12 protein-coding genes are annotated in these 17,779 nt (G+C 45.3%); 7 read left to right on the forward strand and 5 right to left on the reverse strand.

From position 1 onward, the window contains the following. Nucleotides 1–6: 6 nt before the first annotated feature. On the reverse strand, nt 7–1,650 hold the full coding sequence (locus RIG68_RS10825) for an ankyrin repeat domain-containing protein (RefSeq protein WP_350121981.1): 1,644 nt from the start codon (nt 1,648–1,650) through the stop codon (nt 7–9). 238 nt (nt 1,651–1,888) lie between these two features. Here RIG68_RS10825 and lysS point away from each other — a divergent pair, with 238 nt between their 5' ends. Further along, nucleotides 1,889–3,631: a lysine--tRNA ligase gene (gene lysS, locus RIG68_RS10830; RefSeq protein ID WP_350121983.1), complete on the forward strand. Its 1,743-nt coding sequence runs from the start codon at nt 1,889–1,891 to the stop codon at nt 3,629–3,631. A 4-nt stretch (nt 3,632–3,635) separates the two neighbouring features. Next, nucleotides 3,636–4,625 (forward strand): putative metallopeptidase, encoded by a 990-nt coding sequence (locus RIG68_RS10835; RefSeq protein ID WP_350121985.1) that lies wholly within the window; start codon nt 3,636–3,638, stop codon nt 4,623–4,625. Nucleotides 4,626–4,723: 98 nt separating this feature from the next. Here RIG68_RS10835 and RIG68_RS10840 read toward each other — a convergent pair whose 3' ends face one another. The 4 genes from RIG68_RS10840 to RIG68_RS10855 form a co-directional block, all read right to left on the reverse strand. Next, on the reverse strand, nt 4,724–5,218 hold the full coding sequence (locus tag RIG68_RS10840; RefSeq protein ID WP_350121987.1) for a lipocalin family protein: 495 nt from the start codon (nt 5,216–5,218) through the stop codon (nt 4,724–4,726). A gap of 290 nt (nt 5,219–5,508) precedes the next feature. Continuing rightward, a complete protein-coding gene (locus RIG68_RS10845) occupies nt 5,509–6,576 on the reverse strand; it encodes a tartrate dehydrogenase (protein ID WP_350121989.1) in 1,068 nt (355 codons plus the stop codon). Nucleotides 6,577–6,613: 37 nt separating this feature from the next. Beyond that, the gene (locus RIG68_RS10850; RefSeq protein ID WP_350121991.1) at nt 6,614–8,257 is read right to left on the reverse strand and encodes a carbon starvation CstA family protein; all 1,644 of its coding nucleotides are present in this window, start codon (nt 8,255–8,257) and stop codon (nt 6,614–6,616) included. A gap of 249 nt (nt 8,258–8,506) precedes the next feature. Beyond that, nucleotides 8,507–9,091 (reverse strand): RNA polymerase sigma-70 factor, encoded by a 585-nt coding sequence (locus RIG68_RS10855; protein WP_350121993.1) that lies wholly within the window; start codon nt 9,089–9,091, stop codon nt 8,507–8,509. Between the two features lie 328 nt (nt 9,092–9,419). Between RIG68_RS10855 and RIG68_RS10860 the strand changes: the two genes are divergently transcribed. The 5 genes from RIG68_RS10860 (at nt 9,420) to RIG68_RS10885 (ending at nt 17,651) form a co-directional block, all read left to right on the forward strand. Beyond that, on the forward strand, nt 9,420–10,490 hold the full coding sequence (locus RIG68_RS10860; RefSeq protein ID WP_350121995.1) for a FecR family protein: 1,071 nt from the start codon (nt 9,420–9,422) through the stop codon (nt 10,488–10,490). Between the two features lie 139 nt (nt 10,491–10,629). Then, on the forward strand, nt 10,630–14,073 hold the full coding sequence (locus RIG68_RS10865) for a SusC/RagA family TonB-linked outer membrane protein (RefSeq protein ID WP_350121997.1): 3,444 nt from the start codon (nt 10,630–10,632) through the stop codon (nt 14,071–14,073). A 25-nt stretch (nt 14,074–14,098) separates the two neighbouring features. Next, a complete protein-coding gene (locus RIG68_RS10870; protein WP_350121999.1) occupies nt 14,099–15,541 on the forward strand; it encodes a RagB/SusD family nutrient uptake outer membrane protein in 1,443 nt (480 codons plus the stop codon). 50 nt (nt 15,542–15,591) lie between these two features. After that, nucleotides 15,592–16,740: a YncE family protein gene (locus tag RIG68_RS10880; protein WP_502880622.1), complete on the forward strand. Its 1,149-nt coding sequence runs from the start codon at nt 15,592–15,594 to the stop codon at nt 16,738–16,740. A 287-nt stretch (nt 16,741–17,027) separates the two neighbouring features. Continuing rightward, a complete protein-coding gene (locus RIG68_RS10885) occupies nt 17,028–17,651 on the forward strand; it encodes a NanQ anomerase/TabA/YiaL family protein (protein ID WP_350122005.1) in 624 nt (207 codons plus the stop codon). Nucleotides 17,652–17,779: the final 128 nt, after the last annotated feature.

Here is a 17,779-nt window from a genome sequence, read left to right on the forward strand (position 1 = left end):
ACTGCATCATTCTTTCGTCAATATAAAAAGAACTTCAAGCTTTTGGTACCAGGCCGGTTTGGTGCCATCGGGATAGGTCTCGTCAACCATTTTCAGGTGCAGAGCATCGTCCTCGAATTTATACTCATAGTACTGCTTTCCACCTTCAAACCCGGGCACTCTGGCAATGTCTGATGTTGTGACTATCATTGCCGATGATAGCTCGTAGCTGCCCGAATTGAAAACAATGCTTTGAAAGGCCGCCTTGATCTCAGCGTCGGTTGGCTTGGCCAGCGACTGGAATGGTTTCCTTGGCTCGTCGGAGGGGTTGTACATAATGGCATAGCGGTTCGGGGCCACCACAAAGGTGCCCGGGTAGGCTTCGGGCACGGAATAGGTAGTGTCTTTGTAGATGTAGTGAATCTCTTTGAACTTCCACGACCCCAGCAGTGGATTGAGTTGATTTCTTTTCGCCTGGATCAAGTCCATGATTTCTTCATTGCCGTAAAACTTTGCCAGGGTGTAGGCTGTGTATCTATCATCCAGCACTTTCATTTCGTAGTCGGCTCCGGCGCTGATCATCATAGTAGCAAACTCGTTGTGGCTATAGAACAGCGACCAGTGCAGTGCGGCACAATGGTTAACCGAGTCGGTGTGATCGATATTGGCTCCGGCGTCAATAAGCATTTGGCCTAATGATGCATCGCCATTTACTGCTGCACCTATGAGGGAGGTAAGCCTGTAGTGCTGGTCTGTTGCATTTGGATTCGCTCCGTTGTCGAGCAGCAGCTTCGCCATGTCTTTGTGCCCAAACCGTGCCGCCAGGGCGAGAGGAGGCTGTCCTACACGATTCAGCTTATTTGGGTCGGCTCCATTGTCCAATAGTAGCTGCGTCATTTCCAAATAGCCCTTTTGTGCGGCGAGGTGGAGCGCAGGAATGCCGAGGCCATCCGTTGCATTAGCATCGCCACCGCTTTTTAAGATTTTCCTGGCCGCTTCCATGTCATTGGAGTTAGCGGCATTCACAAGTTTTGCTGCCTGGTTGGGGATTTTCGTGGCCAGGGAGGTTTGCCTGAGTACCTCAGCCACTGAGTCGGCCTGCCAAAGCCTCAGCACCACGTCCACCACGTTGCCATGTTTGCTCCTTAGCGACAAATCGGCACCGGCCTTGATCAGGAGTCTCATTTGATCCGTGTGGCCATAGTAGGCGGCCCAGTTGAGGGCCGGATCTCCATTTATATCGATGGTATTTACTTTGGCACCGGCATCCAGCAGTAGCTTGCTGATGGTTGTGTCTTTTATGGAGGAGGCAAACATCAAGGGCGTTCCTTCAAGGCCGCCTTTTGTTTTCAGGTTGGGATTAGCGCCACCGTTGATCAGGAGGTTAACCAGCTTTGCGTTTTCAACCTCAATAGCAATGTGGAGCGGTGTTTGGCCATTTTCATCGAAGCTGTTGATGTCAGGTTCCTTTTGAATCAGGAACTCGGAGATTTTGTACGCAGCGGCTCTTACACTTTTGTGGAGGAGGGTGGTGTCAGAGCCTGGTTCGCTGTAGTAGCGGACAAAGTCCGTGACATTGTCCTCTTTCAAAATCTTCGTTAGTTTTTCCGGCTGAGCGGCGGCTTGCACAAAGAACAAGCAAAGCATACTTCCACTAATGAATTTGAACATCCTGATTATTTATTTTCAGGAAGTAATCTAACATCCATTGAGGTGGATGATGGTAAGAAAACTGAGGTTGAGGTAAAGGATAATAATTCTTAACCCTTTTTTAACGTCGAAGAATTAAAAGTCGGCGTCTACTAACTATTACTGAGCCAATCCAGTATTTTTTTCGACTTTCAGTTAACTTTGCCCCTCATTTGAAATCAGCTAACTGGCTGATACTGATTAAACCTTAAAAACGTCCATGCAATTAAGCGAGCAGGAAATTTTGCGCCGGAAAGAGCGAGAAGAACTTATAGCTGCGGGGATTAACCCGTACCCATCCGAAACATTTGAAGTGAGCGTCACCTCAGACGAAATCCACGAGTTCTACGAAAAGCGCAAGACTGATTATAAAAATATTTCCATGGCTGGCCGCATCATGAGCCGCCGCATCATGGGCTCAGCTTCTTTTGCTGAGCTACAGGATTCTACCGGACGTATGCAGATTTATGTTCGCAGGGATGATATCTGCCCCGGAGAAGACAAGACGCTTTATAACGACGTTTTCAAAAAGAAACTGGGCATTGGCGACATTATAGGTATTAAAGGCTTTGTGTTCACGACGCAAACCGGGGAAATATCCGTGCATGTAACGGAGTTTAAATTGCTTACAAAAGCACTGAAGCCGCTTCCTATTGTGAAGGAAACAGAAGACGAGCACGGCAACAAAGTGCTTCATGATGCCTTCACTGACCCGGAGCAACGCTATCGGCAGCGCTATGTGGATTTGGTGGTGAATCCTCACGTAAAGGATACGTTCATCAAGCGCACCAAGCTGGTCAACTCTATCAGAGAATACCTGAACAACAAGAGCTACCTGGAGGTAGAAACACCTATTCTACAGCCACTTTACGGAGGCGCAGCCGCCCGCCCATTTAAAACACACCACAACACGCTGGATATGACGCTCTACCTGCGTATTGCCAACGAACTGTACCTAAAAAGGCTGATTGTAGGTGGCTTTGATGGTGTGTACGAATTTTCAAAGGATTTCAGGAATGAGGGCATGTCCCGCTTTCACAACCCTGAGTTTACCCAGGTGGAGCTGTATGTGGCCTATAAAGACTATAATTGGATGATGGATACTGTGGAGGAGATGATTGAGAAAATCGCTCTTGACCTCCATGGAACCACCCAGGTGCAGGTAGGGGAGAACGTAATCGACTTCCAGCGTCCCTGGAAGCGCTTCACCATGTTTGAGGCGATCGAGCATTTTACCGGTATTGACATCAGCAGCATGGATGAGACCGAGCTTAGGGCTACGGCCAAAAAATTGGAAGTCCCTATCGACGACTCCATGGGCAAAGGCAAGCTGATTGACGAGATCTTCGGTGAACATTGCGAACACAAGCTAATTCAACCGACTTTCATCACGGATTATCCTGTGGAAATGTCACCGTTGGCGAAGAAGCACCGCAGCAAGGAAGGACTTGTGGAGCGTTTCGAAGCGATCTGTAATGGCAAAGAGATTTGCAATGCCTTCTCCGAGCTGAACGACCCGATTGATCAACGCAAGCGCTTTGAAGAACAGCTTGAGCTTGGGAAGAGGGGTGACGATGAGGCCATGATGCTCGACGAAGACTTCCTTAGGGCACTTGAGTACGGCATGCCTCCAACCGCCGGGCTGGGTGTTGGTATCGACAGGCTGAGCATGATTATGACTAATTCGCCATCCATTCAGGAAGTGCTTTTCTTTCCTCAAATGAGGCCGGAGAAGAAAGTGGCTGAGCTAATGGAGAAGGACTACGAGAAGCTGGGAGTGAGAGCTGAGCTGATCCCGATACTTCAGAAACTCAACATGTCTACCAAAGAAGCCATTGCTGATAGCAAAGACAGTAAGCTTTTTAACGATGTGTGCGGTATGCGCAAGAAACTGAAGCTGAACGACGTTACTAATCCAACCATAGAAGAGGTGAAGGCCTGGATAGAGGCTGCCTCGAGATAAACCAATGGAAATAAAGAACATCCCAACCGAATCCAGCTTCTTAATAGTGTTGGGTTTGGCTGGGATGTTTGCTTTAACGGGGTGTGGTACGAATGTTCCCCACGATGTTAGTGGCTACGTTGACTCGTTTATTGATGAGGCTAAACTGCGGGGCTATGACTTATCAGATGCCCGTCGAGGTTTGATTGTCGAATTTACCGATCTGCCAGACAACAAGGGCGGGAGTTCCAAATCCTCTTTTTTCACCAACCTGATCAAACTTGACCCCTTCATCTGGAAACAAATGAATGACAGGCAAAGAGAAATGCTTGTTTTTCACGAGTTGGGTCACTGTGTTCTGGGTCGCAAACATAAGAATGAAACCTTGCTACTAGGTGAATGCGCCAGTATCATGAAGGAGGGTGGAGAGAACACTTGCGTGGCTGATATTTACAGTGAGTCGTGGCGCTCTTACTACATCGATGAGTTGTTTGATGCAGCCGTGCAGGTGCCAGACTGGTACAGGACTCAAGACCTCTCTAAATTGGTCATAGGAGATACGTTGCTTCTAAAAGAGGACTCACTGATATATGAAAGTTTACAGACAAGACGGTTTGGAATAGCGGGTCAGTTGGCAATTGACGATTCAACTGACTACCTGATCACACTGACATATGACTCACTCAACTTCATATATGGGTTTCAATGGGATGCTATCACCGTTGGGTTGTATCAGGAAGGTGGAGAGTATTCGATCAGCAACAAAGGCAAAGAAATTTGGGATAATTATTCGCTTTACGCTGATAAGATTCAGCCGGAAAACCCAATTAAACTTTCCCTCTTAAAGCAGGGAGCTTTTTATCATTTCTATGTAAATAGAGAGGAGAAGCATATGATGAATACGCACTATTTCCAAACAGACACTATGAAGCAGCCGGAAAACATGTATTTCGCTACCTATGGCGGAAGCAGTCCAACGGCGAACCTTTCTGTGATGCAAATTGGTAAACGGTAAATAGCCGAACAAGGGGAGCTAGCTTGAAATAATGTTAGCTTTTAAACAAGGTTATATCCTCAGACCACAGCAGCATGCAATGGCCTGAGGATATGCTATCAGGACTTAGTGAAACTAAATTCAATCACGATTTTTATAGTCACACCTTCGCTCTCTTGTTCTTCATCTATTCGAGCCACGAGTGACGACGATGACAGGGTTTTGACATCATATTGGGTATCATCAATGGTCAAAATTTTGCCATCATCACTCAGCGACCACGTGCCCGTTTCATCAGCTTCGCCCGGCTGAGTGCTCAGGTAGGTGTTATCTGCCTTGAACTCCATGGTCACGTTGGCAATGTCTGAGTTTTCTTCCGCCGAAGCCGAAATATCAGCTGCAAATTCCTCTGCAGTAGCCTCATCCAGCCCCAGGTCGGTAAAATACTCGACAAAGTCTTTTCCGTCAACGGAAACCTCAATTACATCTACTTTACTGATTTTCCAGGTGCCAATAAGTGGAGACGACACACCTTCATCATCTTTACCTCCGCAGCCAGCCAGAAGCACTAAAGCGATGAATGGTAACAAAAGGCCTTTTGTAAAATTTCTCATAGGAATGGTTTTTTTGAAAAGTAATTATTGAAATAATAAGGCGCTTCGAAAGCTTTGACCAGATAGGCCCAAATAATGAGTATTTGAAACTAACGAAGGGTTAAACATGCTAAAATCATTTGAAAGCTGAAAGGGGAAATATCTAATGATACTTTTTGAAGGCTAAAGTGAGTGGTTGGAGGAGACAGAAGTGGAAGCTCTGTAATTTTTAGCGATCCGATGATATGAGAAATAGGAGAAATGAAACTCTGCGGGTCAGCGGATTGGCTTAATCATTAGTTTTGAGGCTTTCAAATTTCCGCAAGTGCCGCTATCACGGCATCACCCACTTCTGATGTAGTAGAGGTGCCTCCCAAATCTGGCGTTAGTGTTTTCTTTTCCACCATCACTTTTTCAATGGATTTCAACACAGCCTTACCCCAATCGTCATACCCAAAAAAATCAAGCATTTGGCTGGCGGACCAGATGGCAGCGAGGGGATTAGCTATTCCTTTGCCTGCAATGTCGGGTGCCGATCCGTGAATTGGTTCAAACATTGAAGGGTGTAGTCTTTCCGGGTTAACATTTGCGCCGGCAGCAAGCCCCATACCGCCAGCAATAGCCGCTCCCAGGTCGGTGATGATGTCTCCAAAGAGATTGGAGGTTACCACTATCTGGAACCGTTGCGGCTGCTTCACAAAGAACATGGCAGCGGCGTCTACCAGGTAGGAAGCGGTTTTTACTTCCGGATACTCCTTGCCCACCTCTTCAAATACCTGATCCCAGAAGACCATGGAATAGTTCAGGGCGTTGGCCTTGCTTATGCTGGTTAAGGTCTTTTTCTCTTTTCGGGCCAGCTCGTAGGCGTACCTGATGATTCTTTCTGTCCCCTTTCTGGAAAAGACGCCGGTTTGAAGCACCACCTCTTCGGGCTTTCCTTTGAACAGCCAGTCGCCTGCTCCGGCATATTCACCTTCGCTGTTTTCTCGGATCACGATCATGTCGACATCTTCTCTTTTCACATCTTTCAAAGGGCATGGGGCACCTTCCAAGAGTTGGACGGGCCGAATGTTGACGTACTGATCGAACCCCTTTCTGATTTTCAATAGTAGTTCCCTGAGGGAAACATGATCCGGCACCCCAGGGAACCCAACAGCACCCAAATAGATCGCTTCAAAATTCCTAAGCTGCTCCATGCCATCATCGGCCATCATTTTTCCATGGTTGGCATAGTACTCACAACCCCAGGGGAAATGCGTAAAGTCGAACTTCATTTTACCGTCAAGTGCTTCAACTTTCTTCAACACTTTGATCCCTTCAGCCAAAACCTCAGGCCCTATTCCATCTCCCGCTATCACGGCTACTTCGTGAGTTTTCATCTCTCTTTTCTCTTTTTAATTGGCGTATAGTGCCTTCTTAGGCGTTAGTTAAAGTTTGCCCCTGTTCATTCATTTCTTTTTTCAGACTTCGGGTAGCCAGCCAAATAAGTACTATGGAAAGGATGAAAAGAATGCCAGCAATGATTGACAAAACATAAATGCCATCGGTGAAATTTTTGATAGCGAACAGGAGGAGTGAACTGAGCGTGACCGAAAACATGAAAAACATGGGGACGAGCACAAAATTGGGATTGATTTTGTTTTTGATGAGCCACACGGCCACGGCCAGAAGGGCCAATGCTGCCAGTAGCTGATTGGCTGACCCGAAAATTGGCCACAGCGTAGTGAACTCGCCGGAAGTAAGCAACAGCACTGAGCATACGACGACCACCGAAGTGGCCAGGTAGCGGTTTTTGGTAAATGCCTTCCCCACTTTGTTGTCGACATCTTCGAAGTACTCCTGCACTGTAAAGCGAGCCAGCCGGGTGCAGGTATCGAGCGTGGTGAGCGCAAAAGCAGACACCGTTAATGCCACGAATGAAATGGCTAGCTGTGCAGAGATTCCCGAAGATGAAATGATGTTACCCAGTCCGTCGGAAAACAAGGTCACTGGCCCTTCGATGACCAATCGACTAGCGTATTCTCCCCGGCTGATAATGATAACCGTGCCCACCGAGATGATAGCTAAAAATGACTCAATCAACATGCCACCATATCCCACCACCTTGGTGTCGTTTTCTTTGTTGATTTGTTTGGAAGTGGTGCCGCTGGCCACCAGCGAATGAAAGCCGCTGATGGCACCGCACGCCACGGTAACAAACAGCACAGGGAAGAGGTAGCCGAGGTTTTCAGAATTGATTTGGACGTTGTTGTCCATTTTAATCTCCGGATTCGCAATAAAGACACCCACCACAGCGGCTATCATGAGGCCATATAAAAGAAAACTGTTGAGGTAGTCTCTCGGTTGCAGGAGAAATGAGACCGGTGTGACAGAAGCCACGAAGGCGTAGGCCAACAGTAGCACAACCCACAGTTGGTAATCCAGCAAGAAAGGTATTTGCATGCCCAGATAAACAAAATAGTACATAGCAAGCACGCCAATAACGGTGTTGATCAAAAAGGCATGTTTGACGTTTGCGGTCGCTTTGTTAACAATCCCAAAAACTACAGCTAGCAGCATGAACAGGATGGATGCAGAGGCTACCCCTGGATTATTGATAAAGGTTTTGGCTATGATATCAACAAAAACCGCAGTGATTAGAATAAGCGTGGCGAAGCTGAAAATCAGGAAAAGGCGCTTTCCTCCCTGCCCGATATATTTTTGGATAATTACCCCGATAGACTTGCCGCCGTGCCTCATAGAAGCAATCATGCTGGTGAGGTCGTGTACTGCACCAAAGAAAATGCCTCCGAGCAATATCCAGATCACTGCTGGAATCCAGCCGAAAGTGACGGCGATGATCGGCCCGACTATTGGCCCGGCACCCGCAATTGAGGCGAAGTGGTGCCCCAGGACCACGGGTGTTTTGCTTGGGATATAGTCGACCCCATCTTCAAAAGAGTGTGCCGGCGTGGTGTTTTTGTTGCTTATGTTTAATTTTTTGAACACAAACTTCCCGTAAGTAAAATAGGCTACAAGCAGCACAATGGCAGATACTGATAAAAGAATGATGAGGTTCATAAGTAGAGTAATTTAGCCTGAGCCAACAGTTGCCAGCAGTAGGATATTTTGTGTGTGAAATTAGGGTAGTTGTCTTTCCCTGTGAAGTAGTACAATGTGATCAAGCCTTACCCTGAATTAGGTGACATTTATTTTTGGAAGTTAGGTGGTTGAGTAAACCGTCCTCTGGTGTAGGATAAAGATGAAGGCCAGGTTGGCACTGGTCAGCTGAGAACTAATCGGGGTATCAAACCACAAGCAATCAATAGGTTAGCTGGCAGCCAGAAAAAAAATCGATGCTGAAACTATGAGGTCAGTGTTTGATTTCAACACCCCTCTGAAATGCTTGAGTGCGAGCTGCATTTGTGTTTCCACCGTCTTCACCGAAATCCCAAGCTTTTCTGCAATTTGTTGATAACTCAGGCCTTCCATTCGGCTAAGGATAAAAATCTCTTTCCTTTTTTTCGGGAGCACCTGCAGGGCTATCTCATAAAGCTTTTCAAAGTCATGGTATATAACATCATCCTCTGTTGAGTTACTAGTAATGTCGGCTACATGGAGCCGGTATTCCTGATAAGCTTTATGATGAATTTTTTTCTTTAGGCTATTGAGGATCGTGTTTTTAGCAATGGTAAAAATGTACGACTCAAAAGCGCCGTCTCTGTTAATGGATTTTCTATTAAACCAAAGCTTCAAAAATACTTCCTGTACAATTTCTTCGGATTCTTCCTTGTTATGAAAGTAGCTCAAACCGAAATGGTAAATCCGCTTGTTATATAGGTAAAATAGAGTGTCAAGGGCCTTTTTGTCACCTAATTTAAGTTGATCAATTATCGTAGCTAATGATTCTTTCATAGGATGAGTGCTATTACAAAATCTGCAATACTGGGCAACAACATCGTCATAAAAATTAGAAATCGATAGTTTGGGTTGCTTTTTTTTGATGAAAGGCAATTTGCTCAGAACCTGGCAGGTCGGTCTTTCTTTGGCGGTGTTGGCTCAACCATACAGCCACATGCACTTGTGTGGTGTGATGGTCATTGTAAGGCATAGCCTGAGTAGTTTTAGGCAGGTCTGCTCCACGTTAGTTTCACGGTATACATAGTCGAACTGATTTTTTTTACAGCTCTTTTCAGGGTAGCAAGCCAGCACATTGTATTACCACTAAGCAACAAAAGTAAAAATGGACAAAAAGCTGTTGGAAAGGTATTTCCAAGGAGAATGTAGCATAGAAGAGGTGAAGTATATCCTTGAAAGCCTGGAGTCTGGAAAATTGGATGAGCACTTGTCTGACCAGATTCTGGAATTCAATCGGAAAAGGGATGCTGAGAAGAGCGCCGATGAAGAAGGCATGCTGAGGAAGATTCATGACCTGATCAATATGGAAGATTTGGTTGAGTACGTGAAGAAAACGGACAGTATTACCGAGACTGATGAAAGCCCATTTAAACAAGTTTATGTGGCGAAGGATAGAAAATCCGGTTGGTTGAGAAGGGCATCTCTTGCAGCCGCCGCTGTGTCGTTGCTGATTATTGGAATGTTTTTTTACAACAAGGGAACATTTGACAATCCACCGGAGGTGGTAGAGACTGTGCCGCAATTGCAGAAGGAGACACACAAAGGACAAAAATTGACTATCCACCTTTCGGACGGTACGGAAGTCATTCTCAACTCTGGCAGCAGTATCTCCTACCCGGAGGTGTTTGGTGATGCTGAGCGAGTGGTGAGCCTGGTAGGTGAAGCGTTTTTTGAAGTGACGCCTGATAAAAGCAGGCCGTTTATTGTCAGGTCGTCCAATTTAGAAATGAGGGTTTTGGGCACGTCGTTTAATGTGCAGTCTTTCCCGGAACTTGATATATACAATGTGGCACTGGTAACGGGGAAATTAATGGTAGGTAGAGTAAGGAAGGGTAATGACGGGCTTGAACACGAGACTTTACTCTTAAGCCCTGGTGAAATGGCCGACCTAAACGTACAGTCGGGTAAGCTTAGCAGACAGTCGTTTAATGTAGAGGAGATGACCTCATGGAAAAGAGGCATCATTTATTTCAGGGATGCTGACCATCGCAAGGTAATTAAGATACTTGAGAATTGGTTCGATGTGGAAATAACTACTGTGGGGAAACCTGATCAGGAGTGGAAACTAACTTCAAAATTTGAGAGAGATAATCTTAAGAATATTATGGATGTTTTGCAGGCATCGCAAGACATTACTTATGAACTAAAGGGAAACAAAGTCAAAATATTTTTCTAAGCCTATGAAAACAGAATCGATAGATAGTGGATAAAAAAAGTCGGCAACCAGAAAGCTGCCGACTTAGTCGCAAGTATTTTTTATGTATCAGATAAAAAATATTGCCAGATAAATTATTTCATACTTAAACTACAAAGTTATGTTAAAAAGATTTCTACACCAAACCCCCTGTGTGTTCAGGCGACTGCTATACGGGTTATTTCTTCAATTTTTTGCATTTACGTTCAGTTTCGCATCCGTTCAGGAAACCAAGAGTGTGCGAGATTATCCATTGAATATTGAATTCAATAAAAATACTTTAGTTGAGACTTTCCAAATTATCGAGTCGGCAACAGATTACCATTTTGCATATGACAGGGGCAAACTTGATCCCAATGTTAAGTTTTCGGGTAAGTACAAAATACCACGAACTGTTGGCGACGTGTTGTTGGATATTGCCAAAGAAACTGGCCTGAGTTTTAAACAGATAAATAAAAATATCACAGTAATTAATGCCAATAAAGACAAGGAGTCTTCACCTTCTCTTGAAGTAATTATAGAAGATGTCATAATAACGGGGAAGGTAACTTCCGAGGAAGGTGAGGCGCTTCCGGGTGTTAATATTATTGTAAAGGGAACCAATATCGGTACAGTAACGGACATTGACGGACATTACTCTTTAAAGAGCCCGGAAGGTAGTACCACCTTGATTTTTTCTTTTATTGGCTATGCAAGCCAGGAAGTGCCGGTAAATGGGCGCTCTGTAATTAACATCATGCTGACCTCGGACATAGCTCAGTTGAGTGAGATAGTGGTGGTGGGTTATGGAGAGATGGAGAGAAAAGACGTCACAGGCTCGATTTCGTCTGTGGGAAGCGACGAGATAAAAGATTTGGGAGCCACCAGAGTAGACCAGGCATTGCTGGGAAAGGCTGCTGGCGTTCAGGTAATGCCAGTTTCTGGTGAGCCTGGAGCGCCGCCGCAAATCAGGATAAGAGGTGTAGGCAGTATTTCCGCTGCAGGTGATCCCCTGTACGTGGTGGATGGTTTCCCTATGCAAAGCATTCAAACCATCAACCCTAATGACATCGAGAGTATCGACGTATTGAAAGATGCCTCGGCTACTGCCATTTATGGATCGAGAGGCTCCAACGGTGTGATAATAATCAACACCAAAAGAGGAAAAGAAGGAAAGCCAACCTTCAAATACGACGCCTACTTTGGCTTTCAGAAAATCGCCAAAATGCCTGAATTTCAATCTGCAAAAGAGGAAGCACAGCACTACTTTGACGGAATAAGAAACAGAAATATTGACGAGGGCAATGACGTATCTGGCCCGGTAGAAACATGGAAAATTGCCGTTCCGGTTACCGTTGTTGAAGTACTGGAAGGCAGAACACCTACTCAGCCAGGTGTAACTCTCGATTTCAAAGATCCATTCGATGAAATTCTGGTAACTGCGCCTCAGCAGCAACATCAGCTATCGGCTAACGGAGGTGGCGAAAATGTGAAGTATGCCATCAGCGGCGAATACTTGTCTCAGGATGGGATTATTTTGAACAGTAATTTCAAAAGGTATTCAATGCGGTCCAATATCGATTCTAAGTTGACGGACAAGCTGTCTATTAAAACAAGCATCAACCCGTCGTATGTAGATAAAACTAACGTAGGTGGAACCAGTTTTGACGGAGTTAACAGCAACACTGATATTTTGTACAACTCCCTGGTAATTCCACAATACTATTCATTGTACAATCCTGATGGTTCTTATTTTCCTTTTGGTGGCGGACTCGACGCAGTGGTTACAACCCAAAATCCCGTTGCTTTAGCTAATGAAGTGATTAACAGGCAAAGGGGAATAGGTTTACTTGGCAATATCAACGTAGAGTACGCCATCCTTGATGAACTGAAAGTGAATGTAGCGGCAGGCACAAACCTCCAGGCAATCAAAGGGATGAGTTTTAAGCCACAGCTTCCAGCATTTTTCAACAATCCGGCTGTAGGCTCCGACTATTCTGCCCTTCGCTTAAACTGGCTTACTGAAACGACTCTTAACTATAACAAAAGTTTTGGCGACCATAACTTTTCGGGATTAGCAGGTTTTACTACCCAAAAAGAAACAGTTGAATCTAATAGTCTGACTAGTAACAGGTACCCAAACAACCTCGTCCCAACTTTGAGCGCCGTGAGTGGGATTATTACTGGTGGTACGTCCAACTACTACGAATGGTCTTTGGTATCCTACCTGGGAAGGGTCAACTACAACTATCTGGGAAAGTACTACTTCACAGCTTCATTGAGAACAGACGGCTCGTCTCGCTTTGGCTCCGAAAACAAGTTTGGAGTTTTTCCTTCGCTGGCTTTAGCTTGGAGAATCTCTGACGAAAGCTTCATGCAATCCATGCCTGCTCTTTCTGAAATGAAGTTAAGAACAAGCTACGGCAGCACAGGTAACAACAATATTGGTAATTATGAGCACTATGCCACGATCAATTACGACAAGTATACCCTCGGCGGCGGTGCTGTTGGTGGATATGCGCCGGGCAGGCTGGCCAATCCTTCTCTAACCTGGGAAACGCAAAAGCAAATAAACGTAGGCGTCGACCTAAGTTTTGTTGATAACAGGCTTGGCTTCAACATTGACTATTTCAATTCCAGGAATTATGACCTGCTTTTGAATGTAAATGTGCCCGATGTTACCGGTTTCAGCACTGCGTTAAAGAATATTGGAGAGGTGAAAAACAGCGGATGGGAGTTTGTGGCAAGCACTGTAAATACCACAGGCGATTTCAAATGGACAACTAATTTTAACATCTCTACTTATAAGAACGAAGTGGTTAAGCTTGGCCCGGAAGGAGACCCAATTATCTCCGGAGGTAACATAACCATGATAGGTCAGCCGATAGGCATGTTTTATGGCTGGTTGTCTGATGGTGTATTCAAAAACCAGGCAGAGCTGGACGCAGGGCCTATTTTTAATCCCGGTGCCAGAGATGCTTCAAGAGTGGGTGACGTAAGGTTTGTGGACGTGAGTGGCCCGGAGGGAGTGCCTGATGGAGTCATCAATAGTCTTGATAAAACCATTATGGGTTCTCCTTACCCTGATTTCTATTATGGAATGACCAATAACCTATCCTATAAGAATATTTCCTTGACAATCGGTATTCAGGGGTCAAAAGGAAATGAGATTTTGGCCATTTCCAGAAACCAGCTTGCTAACAACAGATCGAGGTTCAGGCAACTATCGATCATGAACGACTACTGGCAGTCTGAAAGTGAGCCAGGCGACGGATCGCCTAGACCTAACGATACCCCAACAGGTAACTTTCGTGGGCAATTCAGCCAACTGTGGCTGGATACAGGAACTTATTTGCGTATTAACAATATAACACTTGGTTATTTGCTGCCGGATGCTTTTGTTGAGCGTCTTAACCTGAGCTCACTGAGAGTTTACATAAACACAATCAATCCTTTTCTGTTTACGAAGCATATTGGTTTCAACCCTGACGTGAGCAGGAGTGGAAGTGCCCTGAATCCGGGGAATGAACAGTATGATTATCCTGTAGCCAAAAGTATCAAGCTGGGCTTAAACGTAGGATTCTAATTTACTCACCCTAAATAAAATAGAGATGAAAAACATAATTAGCATAGTCACATTCGTATCGCTGTTTATGATGTCATGTAACAAGGACTTTATTGACATAGCACCGGTAGATACAGTAAGTATAGATGCTTTATTTAAGACAGATAAAGATTACAATGATGCGGTAATAGGCATTTATGGTTCATTGCAGGATCAATATCAGGACATGTGGTTGTTTGGTGATATGAGGGGCGACGACTCATGGGATGAGTTGGTTAAGAATACTGCTGCGGCCATGGACAACTTCACTATCAACAATGACGACAATGTGTTGCGTGACACATGGCGTAACTATTACGTTACCATTAGCCGCTGTAACATGTTGCTCGCTAGAATTGAGAAGGCGGATCCAACTGTTGTTAAGAACAAAGACTTGTATACAGGTGAGGCCAAGTTCATTCGTGCTCTTGCCTACTTTGATATGGTGAGAATTTTTGGCGATGTACAATTGATCACCACGCCTATCACCATTGAGGAGTCGTACACAAAGGGACGTGAAAGTGTCGAAAAGATATACAACGAAGTCATCATTCCCGACTTGCTGGACGCTGAAACAAAGTTGCCAGGCAGCTATTCTGGGTCGGACGTTGGCAGAGCCACTATGGGAGCTGCCAAGTCAATTCTCGGCAAAGTGTACATGACCCGCCACGAATTCGTGAAGGCGGAGGCCAAATTGAAAGAAGTGACGATGATGGGTTATGCACTACTTGAGAACTATAATGACTTATTCGATTACATGCAAGACGAACATCACAGCGAATACATCTTCGATATCGAGTATGAGGAGGGTCTTGGGGGTGAAGGAAACTGCTTCACCACTAACTTTACTCCAAAGAACCCGGAATTGGCCGAGTTTTATGGTGTTACCGGAGGTCAAAATGGGAACAACAATGCGCCTCCCCACTTATTTGAAATTTTTGAACCAGGTGATGTAAGAAAGGATGTTACTGCTGCCAATGGGCATACAGATGCCGACGGTAACTTTATTCCCCTTATTCCAACTTCTAACGACGTGGCTACATTTACCAAAAAGTACATGGTTCGCTTGCTTACTAGCTGCGACAGCCGTGCCAACTGGAAGGTGATTCGTTATGCAGATGTGTTGCTGCTTTATGCAGAAGCACTAAATGAAAATGGCAAAACTGTTGAGGCACTTGGTTTCCTTAATCAGGTGAGAAACAGAGGTGGGCTCGACGACTTGACCGGCTTGTCACAGGCTGAAACTCGTGATCGGATTTACACGGAAAGAAGATTTGAGCTTTCGTTTGAAGGCCATCGATGGTTCGACCTGGTTAGGACCGGCCGGGCTCTGGAGGTGATGGCACCACTTGGGATGAAAGACTACATGACAGTTTTCCCAATCCCGCTTGCTCAGATTCAGTTGATGAATGACCTGGAAATTTTCCCTCAGAACTCCGGATATAATTGAACAAGCTCATTTTTAAAGCAAATAGTAAGAAACATAAGAAACTACATATCATGAAAAAGAACATTAACGCTTTTAAGGTTGCGATCCTTGGCATGCTTTTGATAGTCTCGGCGGCGTGGATATCGCTGCCAGGCGAAGAACCGTCAGCAGGAAGTGATGAATTGGCGGCCACATCGAAACGATACCTGTATGTGGCCACTCCCGGGATAAGAGACTATCTGGGGTATGGGGGTCATGGAATACTTGTCTTCGATATGGACAATAACCATCGTTTCGTGAAAAGAATACCGATGAAGGGTTATCACAAAGACGGCACACCCTCTAATGTAAAAGGCGTAGCGGTAAGCCTGGCCACGAACAGTATCTATGTCAGTACGCTGGAGACCCTGCAAAGGATAGATATTACTTCTGAGAAAGTAGTGTGGGAGATACCTTTCGAAGGTGGATGCGACCGAATGTCGATTTCACCGGATGGTAAAACAATGTACCTGCCATCATTGGAAAAAGACTTTTGGAATGTAGTTGACTGTGCGTCAGGTGAAATCAAGAGCAAAATACAGGTTTTCACCCGTGCCCACAATACCATCATTGGCATGTCTGGTACCAAAGCCTATCTGGCAGATATTGGCACGCCTTTTTTGAATATTGCTGACACTAAGACCCATACGCTTGTGAGCAAGGTGGGGCCATTTGGTGGAGGTATTCGCCCATTCACAGTCAATAGTGATGAGTCGCTTGTGTTTGTTAACGTCAACGAGTTGCTGGGTTTTGAAGTTGGAGACTTGAAAACAGGCGAAAAGTTAGCCAGGGTGACTGTGGAAGGCTGGGAAAAAGGACCAGTCAGGAGACATTCCTGCCCTAGTCACGGTATAGGTCTCACACCTGACGAGAAGGAAATTTGGGTGAGCGACGGACATAACATGCGCATGCATATTTTCGAAAACAAGCCTCCATACAAGCAGCTCACTACTATTCCTTTGCAGGACATGCCAGGGTGGGTGACTTTCAGTCTTGATGGTAAGTATGCCTATCCGTCAAGCGGCGAAGTGATCGATGTAAAAACCCGCAAAATTGTGACGTTGCTTACTGACGAGGATAACAACTATGTGGCTAGTGAGAAAATGGTCGAAATTCAATTCGTTGACAACAAAGCGGTAAAAATTGGTGACCAGTTTGGACTGGGTCGTGCTCCTCATTAAACGATTAAGTAGGTAGGTGAAAGCAGGGGGGTATACAGTGTCAGCTGATCATAAGCAGTCTGATACGTGAATGCCGGTCGAATCATAGCTATTGGCAATCATTACTGTATAACCCCTCCCTTTTTTTTTGGTTCAAACAGCACCCCAAACCTATTCCATGTCGTGCGGCAGTTCATTTGGTTGCCATATGTAAATTGTTTGACATGATTTGTTTTTGACTACAGTAAGTAATGTTGCTCACTACTATAGGTAACGTTTTATTAAGCTAACTCTAAAATTGTAATGCTATGCATAGTTTTTTTCGCTGTTTGTTATCTGCTGTAACGCTATTAATGGCGCTCAGCATGTGTTTTGAGCTACAGGCGCAATCAGGCAAAGCCCTCGGAAAAAAGGAGTCAAAGGAATGGTTCAAAGAGCGTAAATGGCTGAACAACGATAATCTGGTTCCTCATAAGTCCATTGACAAACAAGAGCTGGCGAGCCAGTACAGTGCCCATACTGATTGGTGGGATAAGGCCTTTGCCTACATGCAGCGAGACGACCTTGCCAGCATTGAGCCGGGCAGGTACCCCATTGACGGTGAAAACGTTTTTGTGATTGTCAGCGATGGCCCAACCAAAGAGCTGGCCAAGACGAGATACGAGTCACACAAGGTTTACGCCGACATTCACTATGTTTTTGACGGCAAAGAGAAAATTGGCATAGCCCCAGTGGAAGGATCCACGGTGACTGAACCGTATGATGCTGGAAGGGAGATCATGTTTCATGAAGCCAAAGGCAAATATTACGAGGAGAATCCTGAGACCTTTTTCGTCGTTTTTCCTGACAAAGACGCCCATCGGCCTGGCGTAAAAGTAGAAGGGTACGATACGGTGAAAAAGATAGTTATTAAAGTCAGGGCTGGTGGCTGATTTCGTCGCAAGCGATTGGCTGATTTAGTGCGACTGCCGAGTTGACCACGGCTTACGCCGATCCACTTCACGCAAAGTATTTTAATAAGGATATGCAACGCCTAAAATTAGGTGACTGGGTGAGAATT

It is taken from the genome of Imperialibacter sp., from assembly GCF_040222385.1.
In the GTDB taxonomy this organism is placed as follows: Bacteria; Bacteroidota; Bacteroidia; order Cytophagales; family Cyclobacteriaceae; genus Imperialibacter.

Coding starts and splice junctions, on each gene's coding strand:
- RIG68_RS10825 (WP_350121981.1), bottom strand. CDS start 1,650: ATGTTCAAATTCATTAGTGGAAGTATGCTTTGCTTGTTCTTTGTGCAA.
- lysS (WP_350121983.1), top strand. CDS start 1,889: ATGCAATTAAGCGAGCAGGAAATTTTGCGCCGGAAAGAGCGAGAAGAA.
- RIG68_RS10835 (WP_350121985.1), top strand. CDS start 3,636: ATGGAAATAAAGAACATCCCAACCGAATCCAGCTTCTTAATAGTGTTG.
- RIG68_RS10840 (WP_350121987.1), bottom strand. CDS start 5,218: ATGAGAAATTTTACAAAAGGCCTTTTGTTACCATTCATCGCTTTAGTG.
- RIG68_RS10845 (WP_350121989.1), bottom strand. CDS start 6,576: ATGAAAACTCACGAAGTAGCCGTGATAGCGGGAGATGGAATAGGGCCT.
- RIG68_RS10850 (WP_350121991.1), bottom strand. CDS start 8,257: ATGAACCTCATCATTCTTTTATCAGTATCTGCCATTGTGCTGCTTGTA.
- RIG68_RS10855 (WP_350121993.1), bottom strand. CDS start 9,091: ATGAAAGAATCATTAGCTACGATAATTGATCAACTTAAATTAGGTGAC.
- RIG68_RS10860 (WP_350121995.1), top strand. CDS start 9,420: ATGGACAAAAAGCTGTTGGAAAGGTATTTCCAAGGAGAATGTAGCATA.
- RIG68_RS10865 (WP_350121997.1), top strand. CDS start 10,630: ATGTTAAAAAGATTTCTACACCAAACCCCCTGTGTGTTCAGGCGACTG.
- RIG68_RS10870 (WP_350121999.1), top strand. CDS start 14,099: ATGAAAAACATAATTAGCATAGTCACATTCGTATCGCTGTTTATGATG.
- RIG68_RS10880 (WP_502880622.1), top strand. CDS start 15,592: ATGAAAAAGAACATTAACGCTTTTAAGGTTGCGATCCTTGGCATGCTT.
- RIG68_RS10885 (WP_350122005.1), top strand. CDS start 17,028: ATGCATAGTTTTTTTCGCTGTTTGTTATCTGCTGTAACGCTATTAATG.